Source organism: Delftia sp. BGA-UO-ETr-SB1 (genome assembly GCF_059567865.1).
In genome coordinates, this window is sequence record NZ_JCAQOW010000006.1 from 2,084,406 (window position 1) to 2,109,548 (window position 25,143).

Sequence of the window (25,143 nt, forward strand, 5' to 3'; positions counted from 1 at the left end):
CCTGAAGCCTGCGCCCTGCAGGCGCGGCTTTCTGCCGTGAGCAATGTGAGCATGTCGCGCGCGCATATGCTACAAACTGCAACACTACGATACGAAAAAAGCAGAGGGTGGGGAAAAGAATGGGAATCATGCGAATCCTGAACTCGCGGTGGTGGGGTGTGGGCGCCGTGGCGGTGGTCGGCTCGGCCCTGCTGGCCGGCAGCGCGCTGGCCATCTATGCCGTGCGCGTGCAGCCGGTGCTTGACGGACAGCTCACGCTGGCCGGGCTGGAGCAGCCCGTGCGCGTGCGGCGCGATGATGCCGACATCACCCATATCAGCGCCTTCTCGCCGCAGGACCTGTGGCGTGCCCTGGGCCATGTGCATGCGCAGGAACGCGGCTGGCAGCTGGAGTTCAACCGCCGCCTGATGCATGGCACGCTGTCCGAGATCCTCGGCCCGGCCACGCTGGATACCGACAAGCTCATGCGCGCGCTGGACATACGCGGCGCGGCGCGGCGCCAGTACGCATCCCTGCCCGCCAACGCGCGCGAGGCGCTGCAGGCCTACAGCGAGGGCATCGCGGCCTTCTACGCGGCGCTGCCCATGCGCCAGCACCCGCAGGTGCCCGAGTTCATGCTGCTGGACACGTCGCCGGGTGGTGGCGACAACTCGGCCTGGGCGCCCGAGGACAGCGTGGGCTGGGCGCTGATGATGGCGCTGGACCTGGGCGGCAACTGGGGCAACGAGTTCGCGCGGCTGGCCGCGCTCTCGCAACTGGACACACAGCAGCTGTGGCAGCTGATGCCACCCTATCCGGGCGAGGCGCCGGCCACCTCCACCGACCTTGCGGCCCTCTACCGGGGCCTGGGCGTGTACCGCCAGGAGGCACAGTCTGCGTCTGCGTCCAAGGTGGCTGCCGCCAGCGAGGCGAGCGATGCCTGGGCCCGCTGGTCCCGCGACATGGTGCGCGATGCGGGCACCAACGACGGCAAGGGCAGCAACAACTGGGTGTTGTCGGGCAGCCGCACGGCCAGCGGCAAGCCGCTGCTGGCCAACGATCCCCATCTGGGCCTGAGCGCGCCCGCCATCTGGTACTACGCACGCCTGCAGTCGCCCGCCGGCCAGGCGCAGGACGGCACGCCGCTGTCGCCCATCGACGTGGTGGGGGCCACCCTGCCGGGTCTGCCCTTCGTGGTGCTGGGGCGCACGCGCGAGGTGGCCTGGGGCTTCACCAACACCAATCCCGATGTGCAGGATCTGTACCTGGAGCAGATCGATCCAGGCAACCCGGGCCGCTACCGCACGCCGGACGGCTGGGCGCCTTTCACCGAGCGCAGCGAGCGCATCAGGGTCAAGGGCCGGGCCGATGTGCAGCTCACGCTGCGCAGCACGCGCCACGGCCCCGTGATCAGCGATGTGCAGCCCCAGTACGAGGCCGTGCTCGACAAGCGCCGCTACGCCGTGGCCCTGCGCTGGGCGGCGCTGGACACCGACAACCTCACCGTGCAGGCGGGCCTGCGGGCCAACGAGGCGCGCAGCGTGGCCCAGCTGTTCGAGGCCTTTGCCGACTACCACTCGCCCATGCAGAGCATCGTCGCGGCCGATGTGCATGGCGCCATCGGCTTCAAGGCCGCAGGCCGGGTGCCGCTGCGTGCGGCCGACAACGACCTGCGCGGCGTGGCGCCCGCGCCGGGCTGGGAGGCACGCTACGACTGGCAGGGCTGGCTGCCCTACGACCAGGCCCCGCAGGACGATGGAACGGCGCTGGGCTATCTGGCCACCGCCAACCAGCGCATCACGCGCGAGGGCTATGCCCACTTCCTCACCCAGGACTGGAGCCTGCCGTACCGGCATCGCCGCATCTCCGAGCTCATCGAGGCGAAGGACAGGCACGACGTGGTCAGCATGGCCTCCATCCAGAACGACCAGACCTCGCTGGCCGCCCGCGCCCTGCTGCCGCAAATGCTCAAGGCCCTGGACGAAGCGCCGGCCACACATCCGCTGGCCCCGCAGGCGCGCCGGGTGATGGCGCAGTTCGACGGCCGCATGGACGCTGCGCAGGCCGCGCCCCTGATCTTTGCCGCCTGGGTGGACGAACTCACGCGCGGCCTGGTGATCCCGCGCATTGGCGCCCAGACCTTTGCGGCCACCTATGGCAAGCGCGACTACCGCGCAGGCATCGAGGGCATGCTGGAACGCCGCGACGGCTGGTGGTGCGCGGCTGCAGGCTGCAGTGCCCAGGTCAGCCAGGCGCTGGACCGGGCGCTGGTGCGCCTGCAGTCCATGCAGGGCAGCGATCTGGGCCGCTGGCGCTGGGGCACGGCGCATGCGGCCCTGAGCAGCCACCGGCCGCTGGGCAGCGTGGGGCTGCTGGCGGGCATCTTCAATGTCAGCGTGCCTTCGGGCGGTGACAGCTACACCGTCAACGTGGGCCAGTACCTGCCCGGTGATGCCAGGACACCGTTCGCCAACCGCCATGCGGCATCGCTGCGCGCCATCTACGACCTGGCCGAGCCCGAGCGCTCGCTGTTCATCTACCAGACCGGCCAAAGCGGCGTGGCCCTGTCCAGCCGCTATGCTGACATGTCTGCCGAATGGGCCGACGGCCGCTACCGGCCGCTGCAGATGGCGCCTGCGCGCTGGCGCCATTCGATGATGCTGCGGCCCCAGTAGGTTGCAATAGGCCGCAGTAGCGGCGCGCGCAGGCCTCAGGTGCTGAGGAATTGCTCGATCAGCCCGGCCACGTCCGCCGGCTGGTCGTGGTGCAGCATGTGGCCCGCGTCCTGAACCACGGCCGTGCGGCAGTCCGCAATCTGCCCGATGCGCTCGTGGTACTCGGCCAGCGTGTAGCGGTCCTTCCACCACATGCCCAGGCTGTCGTCGCTGGCCTCGACGGCCAGTACCGGCGCCGTGATCGCCCGGTACAGGGCCAGGATTTCTTCCACGCGGAACAGCTGTGCGCTGATGAGCTTGTGCGCCGTGTCGCCCAGGATTTCCCAGCGGCCCTGCGCATCGGGCGCCGCCCAGTGGTGGGCCAGCCACAGCGCCTTGTCCCCGGGCAGGCGGCGGTTGGTCTTCATCAGCCTGCGCGCCACGTCCTGCACGCTGTCATAGCTCTTGAGCTCCATGCCCCCGCTGCGCAGCTGGCGCAGCTCGTCCATCCACTGCGCGTAGCGTGCGGGCGCCTGGTCGGGCCGGGTGGCCGGCATGCCGAAGCCCTCCAGATTGACCAGCCGGCGTATGCGCGCAGGCCGCGCGCCCGCGTACATCATGGACACGTTGCCGCCCATGCTGTGGCCCACCAGGTCCACGGGCGTATCGCCCACCAGGGTGTCCAGCAGGTGGTCCAGGTCGCCCAGGTAGTCGGCAAAGTCATGCCGGTCGGCAGGCCAGGCCGGCCGGCTCAGGCCGAAGCCGCGCCAGTCCGGCGCAATGATGCGGCGCCCCGCCATGAAGGCATCGCCAAAGGCATCGACCACGAACTGGTAGGAGGCCGCCACATCCATCCAGCCGTGCACCAGCACCAGCGGCGCCAGCGCGGGATCTCCATCCACGGGCCCCCACTCGCGCACGTGGTACTCCATGGTGCGCACCGGCACCATGCGCGAGCGCCAGGGGCGTGTGGGAGCGTAGATGGGCGCTTCTTCAGCGGCCGGGGCGGGGAGGGAAGAGGGGGCTTGCAGCATCCCGCCGATTATTCCGGTTTGCTGCTGTGCAGCAGTCAGGGGCGGGACAGCGGTGGCTGGGGATTTCCCGGTGCGCCAGCACGGCTCCCGGCCGGGGTGGGCATCAGCCGTGGCTTTCCGATGCGGCGGTGCGCGGGCGGGACAGCAGGCTCTCGGCCGGTATGCCCAGGTCATGAAGCCTGTAGAGCATGTTCAGCGTCAGGGGGCGGCTGCGGTTGAGTATTTCGTAGATGCGGTTGGTCTGCCCGATGTAGGGCACCAGGTCCTTGACCGTCATGCCCCGGGACTCCATGAGCAGGCGCAGCGCATCGATAGGGTCGGGGGGAGCGATGGGGTAATGCCTTGCCTCGTAGGCCTCAACCAGCGTTCCGAGAATGTCCAGCCTGTCGCCGTCGGGCGTTCCCGAGGCCGGGTCCTTGTCGATCAGTTGCGAGATCTCGGTCAGTGCTGTCCTGTAATCCTGCTCGGTCCGGATGGGGCGGATTTCCATGGTCATTCCTTTCATTGCAGGCTCTGGTCCACCGTGGCGGCATCCACCTTGTCGTACTGCGCGTGCGTGCCTATGAACTTGATGTACAGCCACTGCTGCCTGTAGGCGATGGCGGCAATCAGGCGGTAGTCGTTGCCTTTGACGTTGAACACGACCCGGTTGTTGCCCACGATGCTGGCATTGCCGATCTGGTCCTTCACGTCCTGAGGGCAGGTCCACTGCGCGCGGGTGGCCATGTCGAACCACGCCTCAAGCGGCCCTTTGGCATCCGCATGCTCCGGCCTGCTGTAGAAATTGACGAGGGTGGAGCGGGCCACGATGTGCATGGGTGGATGTTAGTCCCAAATTGGGACTGAGGCTGCTGGCATGGTCTTTGTGCTCTTTGCCGTGCTTGTGTTTTCGCGCCGGGTTAACCCGAGCGCCGCCGCCGCTGATGCACGGCATCAGAAACAATGATTGGCCGGCGGGGCCGGCGCTGCCTACAGTGGGTTGCAGATTGACCGCACAACAACCCGAAGGAGACAGCAATGCAGCAACGCAGATGGCTGACGGCCGCCATGGCCGCAGGATTGTGGGGCGCCGCCATGGCGGCCCAGGCCGGCACGGTGACGGTGCTTACCTCGTTTCCCAAGGAGCTGACCACGGCCTACCAGAAGGCCTTCGAGGCGGCCAATCCGGGGATCAAGATCGAGATCCTGAACAAGAACACCACGGCCGCCGTGGCCTATGTGCGCGAGCTGCCCGAGGGCCAGCGGCCCGACATCATGTGGGCCAGCGCCCCTGATGCCTTCGAGGTGCTGGCGCGCAACAAGCTGCTGACCGCCGCGCCCGAGACGCGCAATCCGGCCGCGCCCGCCAAGATCGGCAACTACCCGCTCAACGACCCGCAGGGCCTGTACTACGGCCAGGCGCTGGCCGGCTACGGAATCATGTGGAACACGCGCTACCTGAAGGCGCACAAGCTGGCGGCGCCCAAGGAGTGGAGCGACCTGACGCGGCCCGAGTACTTCGGCCACATCGCCATCTCCTCGCCCTCGCGCTCGGGCACCACGCAGCTGACGGTGGAGACCATCCTGCAGGGCGAGGGCTGGGACAAGGGCTGGCGCCAGCTGCTGTCCATGATGGGCAATGCCGCCGCCGTGACCGACCGCAGCTTTGCCGTGCCCGATGGCGTGAACAACGGCCAGTACGGCATAGGCATCGTGATCGATTTCTTCGGGCTGGCGGGCAAGTACTCGGGCTTCCCGGTGGACTTCGCCTACCCGGCGATGACGGCCGTGGTGCCGGCCAACATCGCGCTGATCGCGGGTGCCAAGAATGCCGATGAGGCACGCAAGTTCATGGCCTTCACCATGTCGGTGCCGGGCCAGCAGCTGCTGTTCGATCCCAAGATCAGCCGCCTGCCCATCCTGCCCTACAGCCAGCTCAAGGCGCCGGCCGGCTACCCCGTGCCGCAGGAGGTGGCGCAGCGCGCCAAGGTGCAGTTCGACGCCAACCTGTCCGAGTCGCGCTATGCCGTGGTGATCAGCCTGTTCGACCAGATGGTGACCTTCCGCCTCAAGGAACTGCAGGCGGCCACGCGCGCCATCCAGGAGGCGCACAAGGCCCTGCAGGCCAAGCCCAATGCCAAGGGGCAGGAGCTGCTGGCCCAGGCGCGCGACATCGCCTACTCGCCGCTGGTGGGCGAAGCCAATGTGAAGGACGAGCAGTTCCTGGAGCTGTTCCGCAAGAGCCGGCGCGATGTGGCCGTGTCCAAGGAGCTGACGGGCCTGGAGCAGATGTGGGCCGACAAGGCGCGTGCCAACTACGAGCGCGCGGCCAAGCTGGCCGCCGAGGCGCGCGGCCTGGCCCGGTAGGTGGCGCGGTAGGTGGCGTGGTAGGTGGCGCAGGGGCCCGGCACCGGGCGCCTGCATGCACTCCCCTTGACAGTCTCTTTCGCTGCGGAGCATTCGCATGAGCATCGATTCCATGGCGGCGCCCGCCGTCGCCCCCCTTGCTGCGCGCGCACGGCGCATTCCGTCGGGCTGGGGGCCGTGGCTAGCCTTCGCGCTGATCCTGGCCTTTTTGCTGGCCTTTCTCATCGTGCCCGTGGGCATGGTGGTCTACACCGCCTTCGTCAATGAAGGCGGCGGGCTCACGCTGGGGCATTTCGGCAATTTCTTCGGCCAGACCGTCTTCCGCGAGTCGTTCTTCAACAGCCTGGGCGTGTCCCTGGCCAGCGTGTTCTTCGCCAGCCTGATCGCCGTGCCGCTGGCCTACCTGACCGTGCGCTTCGAGTTCCGGGGCGCGCTGCTGATACAGACGCTGGGCGTGCTGCCGCTGATCATGCCGCCCTTCGTGGGGGCGGTGGCGCTGCAGCTGATCTTCGGGCGCAGCGGCTCGGTCAACCTGCTGCTGGACGACTGGTTCGGCTTCACCGTGCCCATCATGGAGGGGCTGACGGGCGTGATCTTCGTGGAGAGCATCCACTACTTCCCGTTCATCTTGCTCAACCTCGTGGCGGCCATGCGCAATATCGACGGGGCCATGGAGGAGTCGGCGCTGAACCTGGGCTCGCGTGGCTTCCGGCTGTTCCGGCGCGTGATCTTTCCGCTGGCCATGCCAGGCTACCTGGCGGGCGCGGCCCTGGTGTTCGTCAAGGTGTTCGACGACCTGGGCACGCCGCTGGTGATGGGCGTGACCAATATGCTGGCGCCCCAGGCCTATCTGCGCATCACTTCGGTGGGGCTCGATGATCCGCTGGGCTATGTGATCAGCGTGATCATGATCGCGTTCTCCATCGTCGCCCTGTGGCTGGCCGCGCGGGTGATGAAGGGCAAGGACTACGCCACGCTGCAAAAGGGCGGCAGCGCGCTGCAAAAGCGCCGGCTGTCGGCCTGGGAGGCGCTGCTGGCCTATGGCTGGATCGCCCTGGTGCTGCTGGTGGTGCTGGCGCCGCACATCGGCATCTTGCTGATGTCGTTCTCCAAGGTCTGGAGCTTCTCGGTGCTGCCCGACAGCTACACGCTGGAGCACTACGCCACGGTGTTCACCGACTCGGGCTACATGATCGGCAACACGCTGCTGTACTGCCTGATGGCGGCGGGCATCGACGTGGTGATCGGCACCGCCATCGCCTACCTGATCCTGCGCACCCGGCTGCCTGCCCGGCAGTGGCTGGACTATCTGGCCTCGGTGGCGCTGGCGATTCCGGGGCTGGTGCTGGCCATCGGCTACCTGCGCCTGTTCAAGGGCGTGAACCTGCCCTTCACCGATACGCCCATCGTCACCACCTGGGTGCTGATCATGCTGGCCTATGCGGTGCGGCGGCTGCCGTATGCGCTGCGCTCGTGCATGGCGGCGCTGCAGCAGGTGCACATCTCGCTGGAGGAGGCCGCGCAAAGCCTGGGCGCGGGCCGCACCAGCGTGATACGGCGCGTGATGGTGCCGCTGATGGCCGGCGGCATCCTGGCCGGCTTCGTCACCAGCTTCATCACGGCGGCGGTGGAGCTGTCGGCCACCATCATGCTGGCCTCGGCCCAGAGCCAGGCGCCCATGAGCTACGGCATCTACCTGTACATGCAAAGCATCTCGGGGCGCGGGCCCGGTGCGGCATTGGGCGTGCTGGCCGTGGTCGTGGTCGGCCTGGGCACGTATTTCTCGCACCGCTTCGTGGAGCGCTCGCGCGCCACCGTGCAATCGACTTCGGAGTGAACCGCCATGCACCTGGACCCTGTCTCCCTCGAATGCAGGCACATCAGCCTGAGCTACGGCAGCAACGAAGTGCTGCGCGACGTCAACCTCAAGATCGAGCCCGGCGAGTTCTTCGCGCTGCTGGGGCCTTCGGGCTCGGGCAAGTCCACGCTGCTGCGGCTGATCGCGGGCTTCAACCGGCACCAGCGCGGCGAGCTGCTGGTGGGCGGGCAGGACATCACGGGCGTGCCGCCGCATGCGCGCAACATCGGCATGGTGTTCCAGAACTATGCGCTGTGGCCGCACATGACGGTGTACGACAACGTGGCCTTCGGCCTGGTCGAGCGCCGCGAAAGCCGCGACACCATCCGCCGCAAGGTGGGCGAGGTGCTGGAGCTGGTGGGCCTGTCGCAGTACGCGCAGCGCCGCCCGGGCCAGCTGTCGGGCGGGCAGCAGCAGCGCGTGGCGTTGGCGCGCACCGTGGTGATCGCGCCCAAGCTGCTGCTGCTGGACGAGCCGCTGTCCAACCTCGACAAGCAGCTGCGCGTGCAGATGCGCGAGGAACTGCGCAGCCTGCAGCGCAAGCTGGGCCTGACCACCATCTTCGTCACCCACGACCAGGAAGAGGCCATGACCACGGCCGACCGCATGGCCGTGCTCGACAAGGGCGTGCTGCAGCAGGTGGGCTCGGCGGCGGGGCTGTACGACTATCCGGCCAACCGCTTCGTGGCGGGCTTTGTCGGCACGGCCAATGTGCTGGAGGGCGAGGTGCTGCCGACGATAGGCGAGTCGCTGGCCTTCAAGGTGCCGGGCCTGGGCACGCTGACCCTGCCGCGCCCGGCCCAGCCGCCCGTGCCGGGGCGCGCGGCGCTGGCCTTCCGGCCGCACCAGGTGCAGATTGCGGTGCGCGACGATGCGGGCGATGCCTCGCGCGTCTGGGTGGAAGGGCAGATCGAAAGCGCCGAGTTCCTGGGCGAGTTCTCGCGCTACCGCGTGCGCGTGGGCGAGGTGGCCGTGGTCGCCGACCAGGCGCACTACGCGGGCATTGCCATGTTCCCCATGGGCATGCCGGTGCGCCTGGGCATCGAGCCCACGCAGCTGCGCTACCTCGATGAGTGAACGATGAGACGGCTAGGGATGTTCCCTGAAACCCGGGCCTGCCCGGGCCGCAGGCCCTGGCGCCTGCGCTAGGCTGGCCGCCCATGGAGATGTATCAGCTGCGCGCCTACGTCACGGCGGCCACGCTGGGCAGCGTCACGCGCACGGCCGAGGCCCTGCACCTGACGCAGCCCGCCATCACGGCCCAGATCAAGGCGCTGGAAGAAGAGCTGGGCGTGGCGCTGTTCGACCGGCGCCCGGGCCGCATCAGCCTCACTCGGGCTGGCGAGGCCCTGATGGAGCCCGCCCGGCAGGTGCTGGATGCGGCAGGACGCCTGCAGGGCCAGGCCCGCGAGCTGCAGGGCGAGATCACCGGCCAGCTGCTGCTGGGCACGGTGGCCGACCCCGAGGCGCTGCGCCTGGGCTCGCTGCTGCATGGCCTGGTGGAGGCGCTGCCGCTGCTGGACATCAAGACACGCCAGGGCTGGGCCGAGGAGCTGCGCGCGCAGGTCGCGGCCGGCGGCCTGCAGGGCGCGTTCTACATCGGCGCCCACATGCCGCGCGACCTGGGCGCGCTGGTACTGCAGACACTGCACTACCGCGTGGCGGCGCCGCCCGCGCTGCGCGAGCGCGTCCTGCAATCGGGCTGGAAGGACCTGGCGCAACTGCCCTGGATCGGTGCACCCGCGCAGCACCATGAGCAGGCCCTGCTGCTGGCGCTGTTCGCCCGCCAGGGGCTGAGCCCCAATCAGATCGTGGAAAGCGATGCCGCCGCCGCGCCCGAGAGCCTGGTGCGCGCCGGCCTGGGCCTGGCGCTGCTGCGCGAGGACCGCGCCCTGGCCGCGGCCGAGCATGGCTGCGTGGCCATCTGGCCGCATGCGCGCGTGTCGGCGCAGCTGGGCTTCATCCACCCGCGCGAGGCCGAGCACGACCCGGCCCTGGTGGCCACGCTGTCGCAACTGCGCAGGGTCTGGGGGCTGACCGAGGTTCAGGCGGCTCCGCCGCCGGCCTGAGGGGTGCCTGCCTGGACGATGGCCTCGACCAGCGCATCGAGGCTGCCCTGGCGTTCCTGCTCGCCCACCTCGAACAGCTCCAGCACGCCGGTGCCGCGCAGGATGGCGAAGGCCATGGCCGCAAAGCCCTGGGGGCGGGGATGGTGGGCCGCGATCTCGGGGAAGACGTCCAGGAAGCGCGTGTAGAACACGCTGTCCACATGTACGCGGCGCGCGTCCACGCGGTCGAACAGCGAGGGGGAGGCCTTGCAGCCGAAGAACATGCTCCAGGCCGCCTGGTAGTTGGCCGCGCCGAAGATGTTGTCCCAGGCCAGGGTGACGAAGGTCTGTGCACGCTCGCGCAGGGGCAGGGCCTTGTCGGGCCAGACCGTGCCCTGGTCGCTCAGCGGCTCCATGACCTCGATGACCAGCCGCTCCATCAGCGCGTCGCGGCTCTCGAAGTGGTGCTGCAGCGCGCCCAGCGACACATCGGCGCCGCGCGCGATGGCCTGCAGCGTGGCGCTCTTGAAGCCGCCCTCGCGCAGCAGCGCCAGGGCGGAGTCGATGATCTTGCGTTGCGTTGTCTCCACACGCTCGGTCTGCGGCGTGCGTGCGCGCCGCTGCGTGGCGGACGTCGTCATGTTCTGGGCTCCAGAGGGCAAAAAAATAATAGTAGATTGTTTTTGTTTGTTGCGGGCGTTCAACCGTTGCGGGAGTGCGGCATGGCGGGTGGCAATGCGTCGATCGCCTTCGCTACTCCTTCTTCTTGGGCTTGTCCATAGGGATAAATTACAAGAAATAATAATTTATTGTTTTTTATAGTTGATACCCATCAACAAGGGGCGCACAAGGCCCCGCATTCCAACAGGCACCCCACGAGGAGACATTGCCGTGAAGACCCCCGAAGTGTTCCAACCCCTGCGCCGCCGCGCGCCTTGCTGAGAGCCGGAGCACCCCCTTGATGCACAGTTCTTCTTCGCAGGGCCATCTGGAGCGCAGGCTCAAGAACCGCCATATCCAGCTCATCGCGCTGGGCGGCACCATCGGCACGGGCCTGTTCCTGGGCTCGGCCGGCATCATCGAGCTGGCCGGCCCGTCCGTGCTGCTCGGCTACGCCATTGGCGGGCTGATCATCTTTTTCATCATGCGTTTCCTGGGCGAGATGCTGGTCGAGGAGCCCAACGCGGGCTCGTTCAGCTATTTCGCCAACCGCTACCTGGGCCGCTTCGCGGGCTTTCTGGCGGGCTGGAACTGTGTGGCGCTGTATGTGCTCGTGGGCATGCTGGAGCTGACGGCCGCAGGCAAGTTCATCCAGTTCTGGTGGCCCGGCATACCCACCTGGGTGACGGCGGCGGTGTTCTTCGTGCTGATCAACGGCGTGAACTTCATCAACGTCAAGGCCTATGGCGAGTTCGAGTTCTGGTTCGCGCTGATCAAGATCGCGGCCGTGCTGGCCATGATCGCTGCGGGCGTGTATCTGCTGGCCAACGCCGACCGGCCCGAGCAGACCGTGCGCAACCTGTGGACGCACGGCGGCTTCTTTCCCAACGGCCTGTCCGGCCTGGTGATGGCCTTCGCCTTCATCATGTTCGCCTTCGGCGGCGTGGAGATGCTGGGCTTCGCGGCGGCCGAGACCGACCAGCCGCGCACCGTCATCCCCAAGGCCGTGAACCAGCTCATCTATCGCGTGCTGGTGTTCTACATCGGCTCCATGGCCGTGCTGATGTCGCTGATGCCCTGGACCGACCTGCTGGGCCAGCTCAAGGCTGGCGGCGACACCTACAGCAGCAGCCCCTTCGTGCTGGTGTTCTCGGGCCTGGGCGAGAACACGGCCGCCCACCTGCTGAACTTCGTGATCCTCACGGCCACGCTGTCGGTCTACAACAGCATGGTCTACAGCAACAGCCGCCTGCTGTACGGCATGGCCAGCGAAGGCAATGCACCGCGCTCGCTGATGCAGGTCAACCGCCGCGGCGTGCCGGTGCGGGCCATCGTCTATCCGGCCATCTTCACGGCGCTGGCCATCGTGCTGAACTATGTGGCGCCGGCCGGCGTGCTGGAGTTGCTGATGTCGCTGATCGTGGCGGCCCTGGTGATCACCTGGACCATCATCATCGTGGCGCACTGGCGCTTTCGCCGGGCGCATGTGGCGCGCAAGACCGTGCTGGGCTTTCCCGCACCTGCCGCGCCGCTGACCAATGCCATCTGCCTGGCTGCCATGGCCCTGGTGGTGGGCGTGATGCTGCTGACACCGTCGGTGCGGTCCTCCGCGCTGGCCATTCCGATCTGGGTCCTGGTGGTCTACGGGGCCTATCGCCTCGTGTTCCGCCAACGTCCCACGCCTGTGCTGGAATCCGTACTGGAACCCGCGCACATCCCCCGTTGAAACCTTCAAGGAGAACCAACCATGGCAGACCTGTTCGACAACCCGATGGGCCTGATGGGCTTCGAATTCGTGGAATTCGCGTCGCCCGCGCCCGGCGTGCTGGAGCCGCTGTTCGAGAAGCTGGGCTTCACCCTGGTGGCCAAGCACCGTTCCAAGAACGTGCTGCTGTACCGCCAGGGAGGCATCAACTTCATCATCAACAATGAGCCGGGGCAGGCCGCCTATTTCGCGGCCGAGCACGGCGCCTCGGCCTGCGGCCTGGCCTTCCGCGTCAAGGACGCGCACCAGGCCTACAAGCGTGCGCTGGAGCTGGGCGCGCAGCCCGTGGAAATTCCCACCGGCCCCATGGAATTGCGCCTGCCGGCCATCAAGGGCATCGGCGGCGCGCCGCTGTACCTGATCGACCGCTTCGACGAAGGCAAGTCCATCTACGACATCGACTTCGAGTTCCTGCCCGGCGTGGACCGCAACCCCAAGGGCCACGGCTTCCATGTGGTGGACCACCTGACGCACAACGTCTACCGTGGCCGCATGACCTACTGGGCGGACTTCTACAGCAAGCTGTTCAATTTCCGCGAGATCCGCTACTTCGACATCTCGGGCGAGTACACCGGCCTGGCCTCCAAGGCCATGACCGCGCCCGACGGCCTGATCCGCATTCCGCTGAACGAGGAATCGCGCCAGGGCGGCGGCCAGATCGAGGAGTTCCTCATGCAGTTCAACGGCGAGGGCATCCAGCACATCGCCCTGCTGACGGACAACCTGCTGGACTCCATCGACCAGCTGCAGATGGCCGGCATTCCGCTGCTGACCGCGCCCAACGACATCTACTACCAGAACCTGGAAGGCCGCCTGCCCGGCCATGGCCAGCCCGTGGGCGAGCTGCAGGCACGCGGCATCCTGCTGGACGGCACGACCGAGGGCGGCCAGCCGCGCCTGCTGCTGCAGATCTTCTCCCAGCCCATGCTGGGCCCCGTGTTCTTCGAGTTCATCGAGCGCAAGGGCAACTACCGCGAAGGCTTCGGCGAAGGCAATTTCAAGGCCCTGTTCGAGTCCATGGAGCGCGACCAGATCAACCGCGGCGTGCTGCAGGCCGAGGCACCGCAGGGCGCCTGATCCCGACGGACGCAGCGCGCCCGCCCGGCCCTGGCCGGGTGGGCGCGCTGCCGTCAGGGTAAACACGGGCGGCCCTACACTCGGTGCCCATGAATTCCCCCTCGATGCAACCGGTGGCGCTCGGTCAAAGCGCATTGCAAGTCAGCCCCATCTGCCTGGGCACCATGACGTTCGGCGAGCAGGTCGGCGAGGCCGAGGCCTTCGCCATCATGGACCGCGCGCTGGAACGCGGCGTGGACTTCTTCGACACGGCCGAGATGTATGCCGTGCCCGCACGCGCCGAAACCTGCGGCGCCACCGAAACCATCATCGGCCGCTGGTTCGCCCAGCGCCCCGGCGCGCGCGCCAAGGTCGTGCTGGCCACCAAGGTGGCCGGTCCTTCGCGGGGCATGCCCTGGGTGCGCGAGGGCAAGGGCATGACGGCGGCCGACATCGCCGCCTCCTGCGAAGGCAGCCTGCGCCGCCTGGGCACGGACGTGATCGACCTCTACCAGATCCACTGGCCCGAGCGCAATGTGCCGGCCTTCGGCCAGCTGTACTACGACCCGTCCAAGGAAAGCTCGCAGACCGGCATCCACGAGCAGCTCGAGGCGCTGGGCCGCCTGGTCCGGGAAGGCAAGGTGCGCCACATCGGCCTGTCCAACGAAACGCCCTGGGGCGTGCACGAATTCGTGCGCCTGGCCGAGCAGCACGGCCTGCCGCGCGTGGCCTCGGTGCAGAACGCCTACTGCCTGCTCAACCGCAGCTGGGAAAACGGCATGGACGAAAGCTGCCACCGCCTGGGTGTCTCGCTGCTGGCCTATTCGCCGCTGGCCTTCGGCCTGCTCACGGGCAAGTTCGACGTGCATGCGCCCACCGATCCCGCTGCGCCGCAGGCCGCACGCATTGCGCGCTACGAGTCCGTGCGCAAGCAGCGCTGGGGCCGGCCCGAAGCCCTGGCCGCCGCGCGCCGCTACAACGCGCTGGCGCGCGAGCACGGCATGACGCCCACGCAGCTGGCGCTGGCGTTTTGCTACACCAAGTGGCAGGTGGCCAGCACCATCATCGGCGTGACCTCGGTGGCCCAGCTCGATGAGGACCTGAACGCCTGGGGCACGCAACTGTCGCCCGAACTGCTGTCGGCCATCGACGCCATCCGCTGGGAAGTGCGCGACCCCGCGCAATAGGCCTCGGCCCCGCGCCTTCAGCGGCTGCACTCGCCCTTGAGCGCAGCGGCCGCCAGCATGGGCAGGCTCAGCAGGCCCATGCCGCCGCCCTTGAACTCGCCCTTCATGCAATCGCCCTGGGCGGCCTCGCGCATGCCGCTGGCCAGCGGGTCCTCGCGCTGCGCAGGGATCTGGGGCCTGACCAGGCCCTGCCGGGCCGCCGACTGCACGGCCTCGCGGCCTGCGGCCGAGTCCAGCAGGCGGCCCATGGCCCTGGCGCTGCGCGCGGTGTCCGGGACGGCTTCGGTGTCGGCGGGCACAGGCGCTTGCGGCGCGGCGGCTGTTGTGGCTTCCTCCGTGGCCTTTGCAGCCCCTGCGCTTTGCCTTGAAGGCGGTGCGGCGGCGGCGGTGTCCGGCCGTCGCGTAGACGCGGACACGGGCGCAGGCGCCGGTCCGGGCCGGACAGCCACTGGAGCAGGAGCAGGAGAGGGGGCCGGCGTCGGCATCGGCATCGGCGTCTCGACCCAGACCACCTGAAGGCGGTGCGCCTCGGCCTGCCCGGTGCCGGGCCGCGCAATGTCCGGGGCCAGACCCTGCCACAGCAGCGCCCCGTGCAGCAGCAGCGACAGCAGCAGGCCCGCGATCAGCCGCAGCCGTCCGCTGCTCAAGCCTCGGGCCCTGCCACCCATTCCAGCAGGTCGCCGGGCTGGCACTGCAGTGCCTCGCAGATGCGCTCCAGCGTGTCGAAGCGCACGCCGCGCACCTTGCCGCTCTTGAGCAGTGAAATGTTCTGTTCGGTGATGCCGACCATCTCGGCCAGTTCGCGCGAGCGCATCTTGCGGCGCGCCAGCATCACATCGAGGTGGACGATGATGGGCATGCTCAGACGAATCCCGCGTTCTCGTCGGCGATGCGCCGCGCCTGCAGCATCACATGGGCGATGGAGACCAGCACCACGCCAAGCAGGACCAGCAGGCCATCGTGCCAGTACAGGCCCAGCGTGACGAAGCGCTGCCCTGGCGGATTGCCCATGCTGGCCGCCACCGACATCAGCGCGCGCGTGAAGGGCAGGGCCAGCGCGCCCGCCAGCACCGTCCAGGCAAAGCGCATCAGGGCGTGCTGCGCCTGCTGGCCGAAGACACGGCCCTGCAGATACTCGCCGAACAGTGTCCACAACTGGCGCAGCGCATACAGGCCGCAGCCCACGGGCAGCAGGCTGACCAGTGCGGTGCGCCAGCGCGCAGCCATGTCCAGCGGCTGGCCGGGCGGCATGCCCAGCAGGCCTTCCGCCTGGCCCGAAAGATCTTGCGGCGACAGCAGGGCGGCTGCCGGCAGGGCCAGCAGCGCGACGGCACCGAGCGCAATCAGGATGCGCGCCGCCTGGGAGTGGCGCCTCAGGGCGTTGCCCGCGGCGTGGGGCGTATAGTTCATGGCACAGCCTTGTATTGATGAATCGATAAAAAATTATTGTAAAACGATAAAAAATTCATGTCCAAGAAAAACTCTCATGTCAGCGAGACACCGGCCACGCAGCTGCTGCGCGCCCACAAGGTGGAGTTCACCGAGCACCCCTATGAGTACCTGGAACACGGCGGCACCGAGCACAGCGCGGCCAGCCTGGGCCTGGACGAGCACATGGTGGTCAAGACCCTGGTGATGCAGGACCAGGACGCCAGGCCGCTGATCGTGCTCATGCACGGCGACTGCAAGGTCTCCACCAAGAACCTGGCACGGCAGATCGGCGCCAAGAGCGTGGAGCCCTGCAAGCCCGAAGTCGCCAACCGCCACAGCGGCTACCTGGTCGGCGGCACCTCGCCCTTCGGCACGCGCCGCGACATGCCGGTCTATATCGAAGAGAGCATCCTGGCGCTGCCGCGCATCGCCATCAACGGCGGGCGCCGGGGCTTTCTGGTGCAGCTGGACCCGCAGGTCTGCGTGCAGCTGCTGGATGCACGGCCCGTGCACTGCGCGCTGGCAGAATAGATGCCCTGAAGAAATGAACATGACTTGCGCACACGGGAAGGCGGCCACCGCCTCCAACGGGTTCGCGCAGGTCCTGATGAAAAACATGTGTCGGCGATCAGGGAGGGCGGGCCATCATGGCCGGCCGGATCGCGCGCCGGCGCTCCACAGACCGGCCAAGGACTTCAATTGAACGCGCTCTACCCCCTTCTCGCCACCGTGGCGGCCTACCTGATCGGCTCGCTGTCGTTCGCCGTCATCGTCAGCCGGGCCATGGGCCTGAATGATCCGCGCACCTATGGCAGCGGCAACCCCGGCGCCACCAATGTGCTGCGTTCCGGCAGCAAGGCGGCCGCAGCCGTGACCCTGTTGCTGGATGCGGCCAAGGGCTGGCTGCCCGTGGCCCTGGTGCAATGGTTCGGCAGCCGCTTCGGCCTGGGCGACGGCACGGTGGCCATGGTGGCGCTGGCCGCCTTCCTGGGCCACCTGTACCCGGTGTTCTTCCGCTTCAAGGGCGGCAAGGGCGTGGCCACGGCCCTGGGCGTGCTGCTGGGCATCAGCGTCTGGCTGGGCCTGGCGGTGGCGCTGACCTGGCTGATCATTGCCGTGTTCTTCCGCTATTCCTCGCTGGCGGCCCTGGTGGCCTCCGTGTTCGCCCCCGTCTACTACCTCCTGTGCAGTGGCGTGGTCTGGTATGCCGAGACGCCGATTGCCGCCGCCATCGTCGCCATGGCGGCCCTGCTGATCTGGCGCCACCGCGAGAACATCCAGCGCCTGATGGCCGGCAAGGAATCCAGGCTGGGCAGCAAGAAGGCCGACCCGGCAGCCGCTGCGGCCAAGCCCGGCACGGCCAAAGGCAAGCCGCATTGACCGCCGCCACCGCGCTGCGCTCCACGGGCGCAGCTTGCGCGAATGGCGTGGCCGGCCAGCCGCGCTCCAGGCCCTCTCACCACTGACGACCTTCCCACATGGCATCGAGTCCATCGCAGCGCGTCTACCGCGCACCTTGTCCCGGCTGCGGCGCGCCCGTGGAATTTTCCAGCGCCCAGGCCAGCTACGCCGTCTGCGAGTTCTGCCGCAGCACCGTGGTGCGCCAGGGCGATGTGCTGCAGCGCCGCGGCTCCATGGCCGAGGTCTTCGAGGACTACAGCCCCCTGCGCATCGGCGCCACGGGCCAGATGCTGCGCAACGGCAAGCCCGAGCACTTCACCCTGGTCGGCCGGCTGCAGCTCAAGAGCGAGGCGGGCGCCTGGAGCGAATGGGTTGCCGCGTTCAGCGATGGTGCGCTGGGCTTTCTGAGCGAGGACAACGGCCAGTTCGTCTGGTCCTGGCCCTGGGAGGCCGAGGCCCTGCGCAACGGGCCGTTCAAGGCCTCCGACTGGCTGCTGGGCTCGCAGCGCGTGCTGGGCGGCAAGAGCTTCACGGTCAGCAGCGTGCAGAACGCGCGGCTGGTATCGGCCCAGGGCGAGCTGGCGCAGCTGCCCGAGCCCGGCACGCCGTACTGGCTGGTGGAGCTGCGCAGCGAGCAGGGCCAGGTCCTGTCCGTGGACTTCTCGGCCCAGCCGCCTGCGCTGAGCCTGGGCGAACGCGTGGTGCTGGACGACCTCAGGCTGCAGGGCCTGCGCGACGGCGCCTCGCTCAAGGGCGAGCAGGGCAGGCACTTCAACTGCCCCAAGTGCGGCGCCGTGGTGCCCGTGCGCTTCACCACCACCAAGAGCCTGAGCTGCCCCAGTTGCGGATCGCTGGTGGACCTGAGCCAGGGCATTGGCAAGGAACTGTCCTATGCCGAACAGAACGAGCCCGTGCGCCCCGCCATCCCCCTGGGCAGCAAGGGCGCATTGGAAGGCCTGCAGTGGCAGGTGGTGGGCTTTCATCACCGCATGGGCGAGGAGGCCGGCGACGACGAGAGCTTTGGCTGGGAGGAATACCTGCTGTTCAGCCAGAAGGCCGGCTTCGCCTTCCTGGTCGATTCCTCCGATGGCTGGAGCATGGCCCGCGTGACCACGGGCGTGCCCAAGCTCTCCAAGAACCGCAGCACGGCCAAGTACATGGGCCGGCAGTACCAGCTTGAATCGCGCTACACGGCCGAGACCACCTACGCGCTGGGCGAGTTCTACTGGCCCGTGCAGCGCGGCCAGACCACGCGCAATGTGGACTATGTGAGCGCAGGCGCGCAGAACAAGGCCTTTCTGGCCAGCGAGACCGAGAACGGCGAGACCACCTGGTCGCATGGCAGCGCCGTCTCGGCCACCACGCTGGCCACGGCCTTCGGCCTCAAGCAGCTGCGGGACCGCTCGCAGGTCGGCGTGATGTCGGGCAGCCGCTTCGGCCTGTGGACCATCGTCATCGGCGTGGTCATCCTGTGGCTGGTGTTCGTCATGCTGCGCGGCTGCATGTCGCGCCCGAACTGCAACCCGAACACCGATCCCAACTGCAACAGCTACACCCGCAGCAGCGGCGGCTCCTGGGGTGGCTACACCTCGGGCGGCAGCCACAAGTAAACAACGGAGAAACTGATCATGAACTTCGACTGGTTCAACCCCGCCGCCTTCTTCGGCTCGATCCTCTATGCGCTGGTGGGCGTGGTGGTGTTCTGGCTGTGCTTCATCATCATCGACAAGATCACGCCCGTGGACATGTGGGCCGAGATCGTCGAGAAGCACAACAAGGCGCTGGCCATGGTGGTGGCCGCCATGTGCCTGGGCATCAGCATCATCGTCGCTGCCGCCATCCACTGAACGGGGCCGCCTGGCCCCCCCCCCCGAACTCCCCATCTCCTGCCGACACGCAGCCCGCCTGAAAAGGTGCGGCTGCGCTGCGCATGGCGGCGTTGCTGCGTCGCAACAAATTCCTTGTTGATAGTGAGTTTGCAAATGATATTCGTTTGCATTCTAAATAGAATCGCCCCCTTCATTCGAAGAGAGGGTTTCCATGACAGACCATCAAGCTGCCCGAAGGGCAAGGCTTTCAGTGGGTGTGACCGCTGGCATCATCACCACCGCGCTGGCGGGCGCGGTCCATGCCCAGGAGGCCGCTCCAGCGATTCCAGCCGATCCGGCCCAGGCACAGACGCAGACGCAGACGCAGACGCAGACGCAGCCTCAACAGGCTCACACCCTGCCCACGCTGCAGGTCAACGCCTCCCAGTACGACCCTGACGATGTGCGCCCCGAAGGCGTGACCACGGCGACCAAGACCTATCTGGCGCCCAAGGACATCCCGCAGACCATCGATACGCTGGAGGTCAACAAGTACAAGAGCTACGGCATCAACGACCTGGCCACCATGCTGGACGGCGTGCCGGGCGTGAACACCACCTACGACATGCGTGGCGAGGGCGTGTACATCCGCGGCTTCAAGGCCGACGAGAGCGACATCTACCGCGACGGCGTGCGCGAAAGCGGCCAGGTGCGCCGCAGCACGGCCAATGTGGAGCGCATCGAGATCCTCAAGGGACCGGCCTCCGTGCTCTATGGCCGCAGCGCGGGCGGCGGCGTGGTCAACATGGTGAGCAAGCAGGCGCGCTTCGACGCCAAGAGCAGCATCACGCTGCGCGGCGGCTCCTGGGACAACGTGGGCGGCACCATCGACATCAACCGCGTGCTCAACGAGAACGTGGCCGTGCGCCTTACGGCCGACCGCGAGCAGGCCCACAGCTTCCGCGAAGGCATACGCAACCGCAACGAGATGGTCTCGCCCAGCATCCTGGTGGACACCCGCACGGGGTGGCGCTGGACCGGCCAGTACACCTATGACAACGTCTGGCGCGTGCCCGATCGCGGTCCGGTCTATGACCAGTTGCCGGCCGGCGTTTCCATCCGCAAGGGCTTCGCGGCGCCTGGCGACTACGTGGAAGATCGCCTGCGCGTGCTGCGCTCCGACCTGTCCTATGACTTCAACAACCGCTGGAACCTGCGCTGGGTGGCCAGCAAGCGCGAGGCCAGCCAGGACTTCGACCACTATTTCGCCGGCACCTACCGCGCCGCGACCGGCAAGATCACGCCCAACTACGCTTGGCAGCAGACCCGCAACACCACGCTGTCCAACACGCTGGACCTGACGGGCAAGTTCAGCACGGGCAGCATCAAGCACGACCTGCTGGTGGGCCTGGAGGCCAGCGAGGAAGAGCGCGCGCCGCGCGTCGGCCAGCCCGGCAGCACCTTCTCCTACGATCCGTTCCAGCCCATCGTCTGGCCCAGCCGTCCGGCGCAGGGCAAGCCGACCCAGGACAACTATCACAGGGGCAAGGGCCAGGCGCTGTACATGCAGGACCTGGTCAGCCTGACCGAGCAGTGGAAGCTGCTGCTGGGCCTGCGCTACGACAGCTATGACTTCCAGAGCACCAACAAGATCGCCAACCTCACGCGCAAGACCGACGGCAACGGCTTCAGCCCGCGCGTGGGCGTGGTGTGGCAGCCGGTGCGTGAGCACAGCTTCTATGCGTCCTGGAACAAGAGCTATTCGCCCTATGGCGGCCGCGGCATCCTGTCCGTGGAAACCGCTGTCGGCGCGGTGCCGGACGACGAGCCCCAGTACTCGCGCCAGTCCGAGGTCGGCGTCAAGAGCGACTGGCTGGGCGGCGCGCTGTCCACCCAGGTCTCCGTCTACCAGCTGGAGAAGTACAACATCCGCTACCGTCCCGATCCCGAGAACGATCCCTACACCTGGGCCATCCGGGGCAAGGACCGTTCGCGCGGCATCGAGTTCAGCGCGGCGGGCCGCGTGGCCAGTTCCTGGTATGTGCGCGGCGGCGTGGCCTTTATGGAGGCCAAGGTGGCTGAAGACGCGCAAAACCCCGCCAACGTGGGCCTGTACCTGCGTGACACGGCCAAGCGCAACGGCAACCTGTTCCTGCGTTATGCGCCCAAGGGCCCCTGGTATGGCGAAGTCGGCGTGACCTACACGGGCAGCCGCTTCACCAACGCCGCCAACACGGCCCTCCTGCCCGGCTACACGCGCTGGGATGCGCTGGTGGGCTGGCGCCAGGACGCCTGGACGGTGACCGTGGCGCTGTCCAACCTGTTCGACAAGCAGTACTGGCGCTCCAGCTCCATGCCAGGCGCACCGCGCAGCGTTCTGGTCAGCGCCAACTACCAGTTCTGACGGCGGCGCCCGAGGCGCTGCGCTCCTTCCCGCTTTGCACGGTGTGCGTTGCACGCGGGAAGGGGCGCATCGCGCACAATACCGGCCGTGCAAACCTCAGCCCCTCTTGCCGGCGCGCAGCCGGCGCGTCCCATCGACATCGCCCTGCTGGTCAGCGTCTTCGTGATCGCGGCCTGCGGCCTGCTTTACGAACTGGCTGCAGGTGCGCTGGCTTCCTATCTGCTGGGCGACTCGGTCCTGCAGTTCTCCACCATCATCGGCAGCTACCTGTTCGCCATGGGCATAGGCTCATGGCTGTCGCGCTATTTCGAGGACCATCTGCCCGCGCACTTTCTGCGCATCGAGCTGATGGTGGCCCTGGTCGGCGGCGCGCTGCCGGCCACGCTGTTCATTGCCAATGCCTACGCGCCCGGCGCGTTCCGGTTCCTGCTGTACGGCATGGTGTTGGTGGTGGGAACCCTGGTGGGGCTGGAGATTCCGCTGGTGATGCGCATCCTCAAGCGCAATGTGACGCTCAAGGACCTGGTGTCCCAGGTGCTGACCTTCGACTACCTGGGCGCGCTGGCCGTGTCGCTGGCATTTCCGCTGCTGCTGGTGCCCAAGCTGGGCCTGGTGCGCACGGGGCTGCTGTTCGGCTTCATGAATGCGGCGGTAGCGGTCTGGGCACTGCTGCTGTTTCGCCATGAACTGCGGCGCCCGCGCGCCCATGCCCTGGCCTGCGCTGCCGTGCTGGCCCTGCTGGGCACGGGCATCTGGGGCGCCGACCATCTGACGCGCCTGGCCGACGACCATTTCTACCAGGACCGCATCGTGCTCTCCAGCAGCTCGCCCTACCAGCGCATCGTGGTGACGCAGGGGCGCCAGGGCGCGCGGCTGTACCTCAACGGCAACCTGCAGTTCGCCCAAAGCGACGAGTACCGCTACCACGAGGCCCTGGTCCACCCCGTGATGGCCGCGCATGGCGCGCCCAAGCGCGTGGCCGTGCTGGGCGGCGGCGACGGCATGGCCGTGCGCGAGGTGCTCAAGTACCCCTCGGTGGAGTCGGTCACCCTGGTGGAGCTGGACCCGGCCATGACGGACCTGTTCAAGGACAACGCCATGCTGCGCCGGCTCAACGGCGAAGCGCTCAGCGATGCGCGCGTGCACATCCTCAATACCGATGCCTTCCACTGGCTGCAGCAGGGCGGCGATACCTTCGACGTGGTCATCGTCGATTTCCCCGACCCGACCAATTTCGCCATCGGCAAGCTGTTCACCAACAGCTTCTATGCCTTGCTGGACAAGCGCCTGGCGGCCAGCGGCTACGCCGTGGTGCAGACCACCTCGCCCCTGATCGCACGCAAGAGCTACTGGACCGTGGTGCAGACCATCGAATCCATCGGCCTGCAGGCCACGCCCTACCACGCCCATGTGCCCAGCTTTGGCGAATGGGGCTTCGTCATCGCCAGCCACCGGCCTTGGCGCGAGCCCGATGCCCTGCCTGCGGGCCTGCGCTTTCTGAGCGCGCAGACCATGGCGCTGATGTTCGACTTCCCGCTGGACATGGCGCGCGTTCCGGCCGAGGTCAACCGCCTGTCCAACCAGGTGCTGGTCAACACCTACGAGCGCGAATGGGGCAGGGTGGAGCGTTGAGCACCGGCCTCTCGCACCTGTGGAGCCGGCGCCAATGGCTGCAGGGGCTGGCGGGCGGCGCGGCCATGGGCCTGGGCCTGTCCGGCTGCACGCCAACGCCACCGCGGCTTGAAGACCTGCCCGGCGGATTCAGCGGCGTGGCGCTGGAGCGCGGCCATGCCTTGCGCGCGTTCTGGCAGCGCCTGGCCCAGGGCCTGGCGCTGCCGCCGCCGGCCGTGGTGCACCGTGCCAAGGTGGTGATCGCCGGCGGCGGCATGGCAGGCCTGGCCGCCGCGCGCGCACTGGAGCTGGCGGGAGTGCAGGACGTGGCCCTGCTGGACACGCAGCAGGCCATGGGCGGCAACAGCCAGGGCGGCAGCATTGCGGGCCTGCCCTGTCCGCTGGGTGCCCACTATCTGCCCCTGCCCGGCGACGATGCGGCCGAGGTGCAGGACTGGCTGGAGGCCCTGGGCCTGCGCCAGCGCCGCGCGGGCCGCTGGCAGTACGACGAGCGCCATCTGTGCCACAGCCCGCAGGAGCGCCTGTTCTGGCAGGGCGCCTGGCATGAGGGCCTGCTGCCCGTCGATGGCGTGGCGCCGCGCACGCTGGAGCAGTACGAACTCTTTGCGCGCAGCGTGGCCCAGGAGATGGACAGGGCGGCGTTTGCCATGCCGTCCATCCGTGTCTGGCAGCGCGAGGGCCGGCTGCCCGCCGCCCATGCCGCGCTGGACGGTCAGACCATGCAGGCATGGCTGATCAGCCAGGGCATCGATGATGCGCAGCTGATCTGGTATCTGGAGTACTGCTGCCGCGACGACTTTGGCGCGGGCCTGGCGCGTGTATCGGCCTGGGCAGGCATTCACTATTTCGCCAGCCGCCATGGCTTCTCGGCCCCGCGCCGCCAGGATGAGCGCACGGCCGAAGAGGCCGGCGACGCCGTGCTGACCTGGCCCCAGGGCAATGGCTGGCTGTCGCAGCAGCTGGTGGCCGGGCTGGGCTCCACCGACCTGCAGACGGATTGCAGCGTGCTATCCATTGCCGAAGGTGCCGACGGTGTGGAGATCGACGTCTACCACCATGGCCGCCAGCAGCACGAGCGCTGGCTGGCCGCGCGCTGCGTCGTGGCCCTGCCCAGCTTCATCGCGGCTCGCGTGGTGCGCGATGCGCCGGATTTCCTGCGCGCGGTGGCGGGCCGGCTGGACTGGGCGCCCTGGCTGGTGGCCAACATCCATCTGCAGCGGCCGCTGGCCGACCGGCCCGGCGCCGATCCTGCCTGGGACAACGTGCTGTTTGCCGATCCGAATGCGGGCGGTCTGGGCTACGTGGACGCGGGCCACCAGGGCCTGGACCGGCTCACGCCCCGGCCCACGGTGCTCAGTTACTACCAGGCGCTGGGCGACTGGCCTGACGGGCGCGCGCAACTGCTGGGCCAGCCCTTCGGCTTCTGGCGAGACCGCATCGTCGGCAGCCTGCTCGTCCCCCATCCCGACCTGCTGCACAAGGCCACGCGCATGGAGATCACGCGCTACGGCCACGCCATGGCCATTCCCCGGCCTGGCGACCAGCAACTGCTCAGCCAGGTGGCGCTGCAGTCGCTCCACCGAGGCCGCAGCGCGCAGTGCGCCGGCGAGCGCGTGGCCCTGCTGCCCACGCCGGGCACGCGCCGCCTGTGGTTCGCGCATTCCGACTGGGCCGGCTACTCGGTGCTGGAGGAGGCCTTCACGCGCGGCCACCATGCGGGCCTGTGGGCCGGCGCCTGATCTCCATACCGACCTCTTTCGTGGATTCCTGATCGCCGGGCAAGCTGCTGCCGGTTCGTCGCTGGCCGCGTCCGCCAGCGGGTTTGCCCTTGTCCGTGTGCCGTAGATGCCTGGCTATAGTTCTATTTGATAGATCTTGAT

At 68.1% G+C, this 25,143-nt stretch carries 22 protein-coding genes; 15 read left to right on the top strand and 7 right to left on the bottom strand.

Annotated features, from left to right (window positions below; genetic code table 11):
* The first annotated feature begins 119 nt into the window (after nucleotides 1-119).
* Nucleotides 120-2,654 carry a penicillin acylase family protein gene (locus tag AC57B5_RS28115; protein WP_496400736.1) on the top strand — a complete coding sequence of 845 codons (2,535 nt, stop codon included), beginning with the start codon at nucleotides 120-122 and terminating at the stop codon, nucleotides 2,652-2,654.
* Between the two features lie 35 nt (nucleotides 2,655-2,689).
* On the opposite strand, the gene AC57B5_RS28120 is transcribed toward AC57B5_RS28115, so the two are convergent.
* The 3 genes from AC57B5_RS28120 to AC57B5_RS28130 form a co-directional block, all read right to left on the bottom strand.
* Entirely contained in the window at nucleotides 2,690-3,667 is a 978-nt protein-coding gene (locus AC57B5_RS28120) for an alpha/beta fold hydrolase (protein ID WP_496400737.1), read from the bottom strand.
* Nucleotides 3,668-3,770: 103 nt separating this feature from the next.
* Complete coding sequence (locus tag AC57B5_RS28125) at nucleotides 3,771-4,163, bottom strand: helix-turn-helix domain-containing protein (RefSeq protein WP_172642952.1); 393 nt, start codon at nucleotides 4,161-4,163, stop codon at nucleotides 3,771-3,773.
* A gap of 5 nt (nucleotides 4,164-4,168) precedes the next feature.
* Nucleotides 4,169-4,483, bottom strand: coding sequence for a type II toxin-antitoxin system HigB family toxin (locus AC57B5_RS28130; RefSeq protein WP_013801561.1), 315 nt, complete (start codon nucleotides 4,481-4,483; stop codon nucleotides 4,169-4,171).
* A gap of 201 nt (nucleotides 4,484-4,684) precedes the next feature.
* Between AC57B5_RS28130 and AC57B5_RS28135 the strand changes: the two genes are divergently transcribed.
* From AC57B5_RS28135 to AC57B5_RS28150, 4 genes are all read left to right on the top strand, one after another.
* Nucleotides 4,685-6,013, top strand: a complete 1,329-nt coding sequence (locus AC57B5_RS28135; RefSeq protein WP_016451409.1) for an ABC transporter substrate-binding protein — start codon at nucleotides 4,685-4,687, stop codon at nucleotides 6,011-6,013.
* 97 nt (nucleotides 6,014-6,110) lie between these two features.
* On the top strand, nucleotides 6,111-7,850 hold the full coding sequence (locus AC57B5_RS28140; RefSeq protein WP_197943905.1) for an ABC transporter permease: 1,740 nt from the start codon (nucleotides 6,111-6,113) through the stop codon (nucleotides 7,848-7,850).
* Between the two features lie 6 nt (nucleotides 7,851-7,856).
* On the top strand, nucleotides 7,857-8,948 hold the full coding sequence (locus AC57B5_RS28145) for an ABC transporter ATP-binding protein (RefSeq protein ID WP_141834729.1): 1,092 nt from the start codon (nucleotides 7,857-7,859) through the stop codon (nucleotides 8,946-8,948).
* Nucleotides 8,949-9,031: 83 nt separating this feature from the next.
* Nucleotides 9,032-9,940 carry a LysR family transcriptional regulator gene (locus tag AC57B5_RS28150; RefSeq protein ID WP_496400738.1) on the top strand — a complete coding sequence of 303 codons (909 nt, stop codon included), beginning with the start codon at nucleotides 9,032-9,034 and terminating at the stop codon, nucleotides 9,938-9,940.
* On the opposite strand, the gene AC57B5_RS28155 is transcribed toward AC57B5_RS28150, so the two are convergent.
* Nucleotides 9,916-10,560 (bottom strand): TetR/AcrR family transcriptional regulator, encoded by a 645-nt coding sequence (locus AC57B5_RS28155; protein WP_496400739.1) that lies wholly within the window; start codon nucleotides 10,558-10,560, stop codon nucleotides 9,916-9,918. The genes AC57B5_RS28150 and AC57B5_RS28155 overlap by 25 nt on opposite strands.
* 320 nt (nucleotides 10,561-10,880) lie before the next feature.
* Here AC57B5_RS28155 and AC57B5_RS28160 point away from each other — a divergent pair, with 320 nt between their 5' ends.
* From AC57B5_RS28160 to AC57B5_RS28170, 3 genes are all read left to right on the top strand, one after another.
* Nucleotides 10,881-12,305, top strand: a complete 1,425-nt coding sequence (locus AC57B5_RS28160) for an amino acid permease (protein ID WP_065348041.1) — start codon at nucleotides 10,881-10,883, stop codon at nucleotides 12,303-12,305.
* A gap of 21 nt (nucleotides 12,306-12,326) precedes the next feature.
* Nucleotides 12,327-13,421, top strand: coding sequence for a 4-hydroxyphenylpyruvate dioxygenase (gene hppD / locus AC57B5_RS28165; RefSeq protein WP_063325866.1), 1,095 nt, complete (start codon nucleotides 12,327-12,329; stop codon nucleotides 13,419-13,421).
* A gap of 104 nt (nucleotides 13,422-13,525) precedes the next feature.
* Entirely contained in the window at nucleotides 13,526-14,587 is a 1,062-nt protein-coding gene (locus tag AC57B5_RS28170) for an aldo/keto reductase (protein WP_026062059.1), read from the top strand.
* A 17-nt stretch (nucleotides 14,588-14,604) separates the two neighbouring features.
* Here the strand turns inward: AC57B5_RS28170 and AC57B5_RS28175 are convergent, their stop codons facing one another.
* Genes AC57B5_RS28175 through AC57B5_RS28185 form a run of 3 tightly spaced genes read right to left on the bottom strand, consistent with a single transcriptional unit; the run spans nucleotide 14,605 to nucleotide 15,997 of the window.
* On the bottom strand, nucleotides 14,605-15,234 hold the full coding sequence (locus AC57B5_RS28175) for a hypothetical protein (protein ID WP_123690993.1): 630 nt from the start codon (nucleotides 15,232-15,234) through the stop codon (nucleotides 14,605-14,607).
* Nucleotides 15,231-15,446: a helix-turn-helix domain-containing protein gene (locus AC57B5_RS28180; protein WP_013801570.1), complete on the bottom strand. Its 216-nt coding sequence runs from the start codon at nucleotides 15,444-15,446 to the stop codon at nucleotides 15,231-15,233. The genes AC57B5_RS28175 and AC57B5_RS28180 overlap by 4 nt, the downstream gene beginning before the upstream one ends.
* A 2-nt stretch (nucleotides 15,447-15,448) precedes the next feature.
* Complete coding sequence (locus AC57B5_RS28185; RefSeq protein ID WP_013801571.1) at nucleotides 15,449-15,997, bottom strand: DUF2975 domain-containing protein; 549 nt, start codon at nucleotides 15,995-15,997, stop codon at nucleotides 15,449-15,451.
* Between the two features lie 57 nt (nucleotides 15,998-16,054).
* On the opposite strand from AC57B5_RS28185, the gene ybaK reads away from it, so the two are divergent.
* The 7 genes from ybaK to AC57B5_RS28220 all read left to right on the top strand — a co-directional run bounded on the left by ybaK (nucleotide 16,055) and on the right by AC57B5_RS28220 (nucleotide 25,002).
* Nucleotides 16,055-16,549, top strand: a complete 495-nt coding sequence (ybaK, locus tag AC57B5_RS28190) for a Cys-tRNA(Pro) deacylase (protein ID WP_012206589.1) — start codon at nucleotides 16,055-16,057, stop codon at nucleotides 16,547-16,549.
* Nucleotides 16,550-16,717: 168 nt separating this feature from the next.
* Complete coding sequence (gene plsY / locus AC57B5_RS28195; protein ID WP_013801572.1) at nucleotides 16,718-17,398, top strand: glycerol-3-phosphate 1-O-acyltransferase PlsY; 681 nt, start codon at nucleotides 16,718-16,720, stop codon at nucleotides 17,396-17,398.
* A gap of 98 nt (nucleotides 17,399-17,496) precedes the next feature.
* Nucleotides 17,497-19,029, top strand: a complete 1,533-nt coding sequence (locus tag AC57B5_RS28200) for a DUF4178 domain-containing protein (protein ID WP_496400740.1) — start codon at nucleotides 17,497-17,499, stop codon at nucleotides 19,027-19,029.
* 18 nt (nucleotides 19,030-19,047) lie between these two features.
* The gene (locus AC57B5_RS28205) at nucleotides 19,048-19,266 is read left to right on the top strand and encodes a DUF350 domain-containing protein (protein WP_013801574.1); all 219 of its coding nucleotides are present in this window, start codon (nucleotides 19,048-19,050) and stop codon (nucleotides 19,264-19,266) included.
* Nucleotides 19,267-19,459: 193 nt separating this feature from the next.
* Entirely contained in the window at nucleotides 19,460-21,631 is a 2,172-nt protein-coding gene (locus AC57B5_RS28210; RefSeq protein WP_496400741.1) for a TonB-dependent receptor, read from the top strand.
* Between the two features lie 87 nt (nucleotides 21,632-21,718).
* Complete coding sequence (locus AC57B5_RS28215; protein WP_034395892.1) at nucleotides 21,719-23,263, top strand: polyamine aminopropyltransferase; 1,545 nt, start codon at nucleotides 21,719-21,721, stop codon at nucleotides 23,261-23,263.
* Nucleotides 23,242-25,002 carry an FAD-dependent oxidoreductase gene (locus AC57B5_RS28220; protein WP_496400742.1) on the top strand — a complete coding sequence of 587 codons (1,761 nt, stop codon included), beginning with the start codon at nucleotides 23,242-23,244 and terminating at the stop codon, nucleotides 25,000-25,002. The genes AC57B5_RS28215 and AC57B5_RS28220 overlap by 22 nt, the downstream gene beginning before the upstream one ends.
* The last annotated feature ends 141 nt before the right edge of the window (nucleotides 25,003-25,143 follow it).

Bases quoted from the DNA above. Each gene is read 5' to 3' on its own strand.
- AC57B5_RS28115 (WP_496400736.1), top strand. From the start codon at position 120: ATGGGAATCATGCGAATCCTGAACTCGCGGTGGTGGGGTGTGGGCGCC.
- AC57B5_RS28120 (WP_496400737.1), bottom strand. From the start codon at position 3,667: ATGCTGCAAGCCCCCTCTTCCCTCCCCGCCCCGGCCGCTGAAGAAGCG.
- AC57B5_RS28125 (WP_172642952.1), bottom strand. From the start codon at position 4,163: ATGACCATGGAAATCCGCCCCATCCGGACCGAGCAGGATTACAGGACA.
- AC57B5_RS28130 (WP_013801561.1), bottom strand. From the start codon at position 4,483: ATGCACATCGTGGCCCGCTCCACCCTCGTCAATTTCTACAGCAGGCCG.
- AC57B5_RS28135 (WP_016451409.1), top strand. From the start codon at position 4,685: ATGCAGCAACGCAGATGGCTGACGGCCGCCATGGCCGCAGGATTGTGG.
- AC57B5_RS28140 (WP_197943905.1), top strand. From the start codon at position 6,111: ATGAGCATCGATTCCATGGCGGCGCCCGCCGTCGCCCCCCTTGCTGCG.
- AC57B5_RS28145 (WP_141834729.1), top strand. From the start codon at position 7,857: ATGCACCTGGACCCTGTCTCCCTCGAATGCAGGCACATCAGCCTGAGC.
- AC57B5_RS28150 (WP_496400738.1), top strand. From the start codon at position 9,032: ATGGAGATGTATCAGCTGCGCGCCTACGTCACGGCGGCCACGCTGGGC.
- AC57B5_RS28155 (WP_496400739.1), bottom strand. From the start codon at position 10,560: ATGACGACGTCCGCCACGCAGCGGCGCGCACGCACGCCGCAGACCGAG.
- AC57B5_RS28160 (WP_065348041.1), top strand. From the start codon at position 10,881: ATGCACAGTTCTTCTTCGCAGGGCCATCTGGAGCGCAGGCTCAAGAAC.
- hppD (WP_063325866.1), top strand. From the start codon at position 12,327: ATGGCAGACCTGTTCGACAACCCGATGGGCCTGATGGGCTTCGAATTC.
- AC57B5_RS28170 (WP_026062059.1), top strand. From the start codon at position 13,526: ATGCAACCGGTGGCGCTCGGTCAAAGCGCATTGCAAGTCAGCCCCATC.
- AC57B5_RS28180 (WP_013801570.1), bottom strand. From the start codon at position 15,446: ATGCCCATCATCGTCCACCTCGATGTGATGCTGGCGCGCCGCAAGATG.
- AC57B5_RS28185 (WP_013801571.1), bottom strand. From the start codon at position 15,997: ATGAACTATACGCCCCACGCCGCGGGCAACGCCCTGAGGCGCCACTCC.
- ybaK (WP_012206589.1), top strand. From the start codon at position 16,055: ATGTCCAAGAAAAACTCTCATGTCAGCGAGACACCGGCCACGCAGCTG.
- AC57B5_RS28200 (WP_496400740.1), top strand. From the start codon at position 17,497: ATGGCATCGAGTCCATCGCAGCGCGTCTACCGCGCACCTTGTCCCGGC.
- AC57B5_RS28205 (WP_013801574.1), top strand. From the start codon at position 19,048: ATGAACTTCGACTGGTTCAACCCCGCCGCCTTCTTCGGCTCGATCCTC.
- AC57B5_RS28210 (WP_496400741.1), top strand. From the start codon at position 19,460: ATGACAGACCATCAAGCTGCCCGAAGGGCAAGGCTTTCAGTGGGTGTG.
- AC57B5_RS28220 (WP_496400742.1), top strand. From the start codon at position 23,242: ATGGGGCAGGGTGGAGCGTTGAGCACCGGCCTCTCGCACCTGTGGAGC.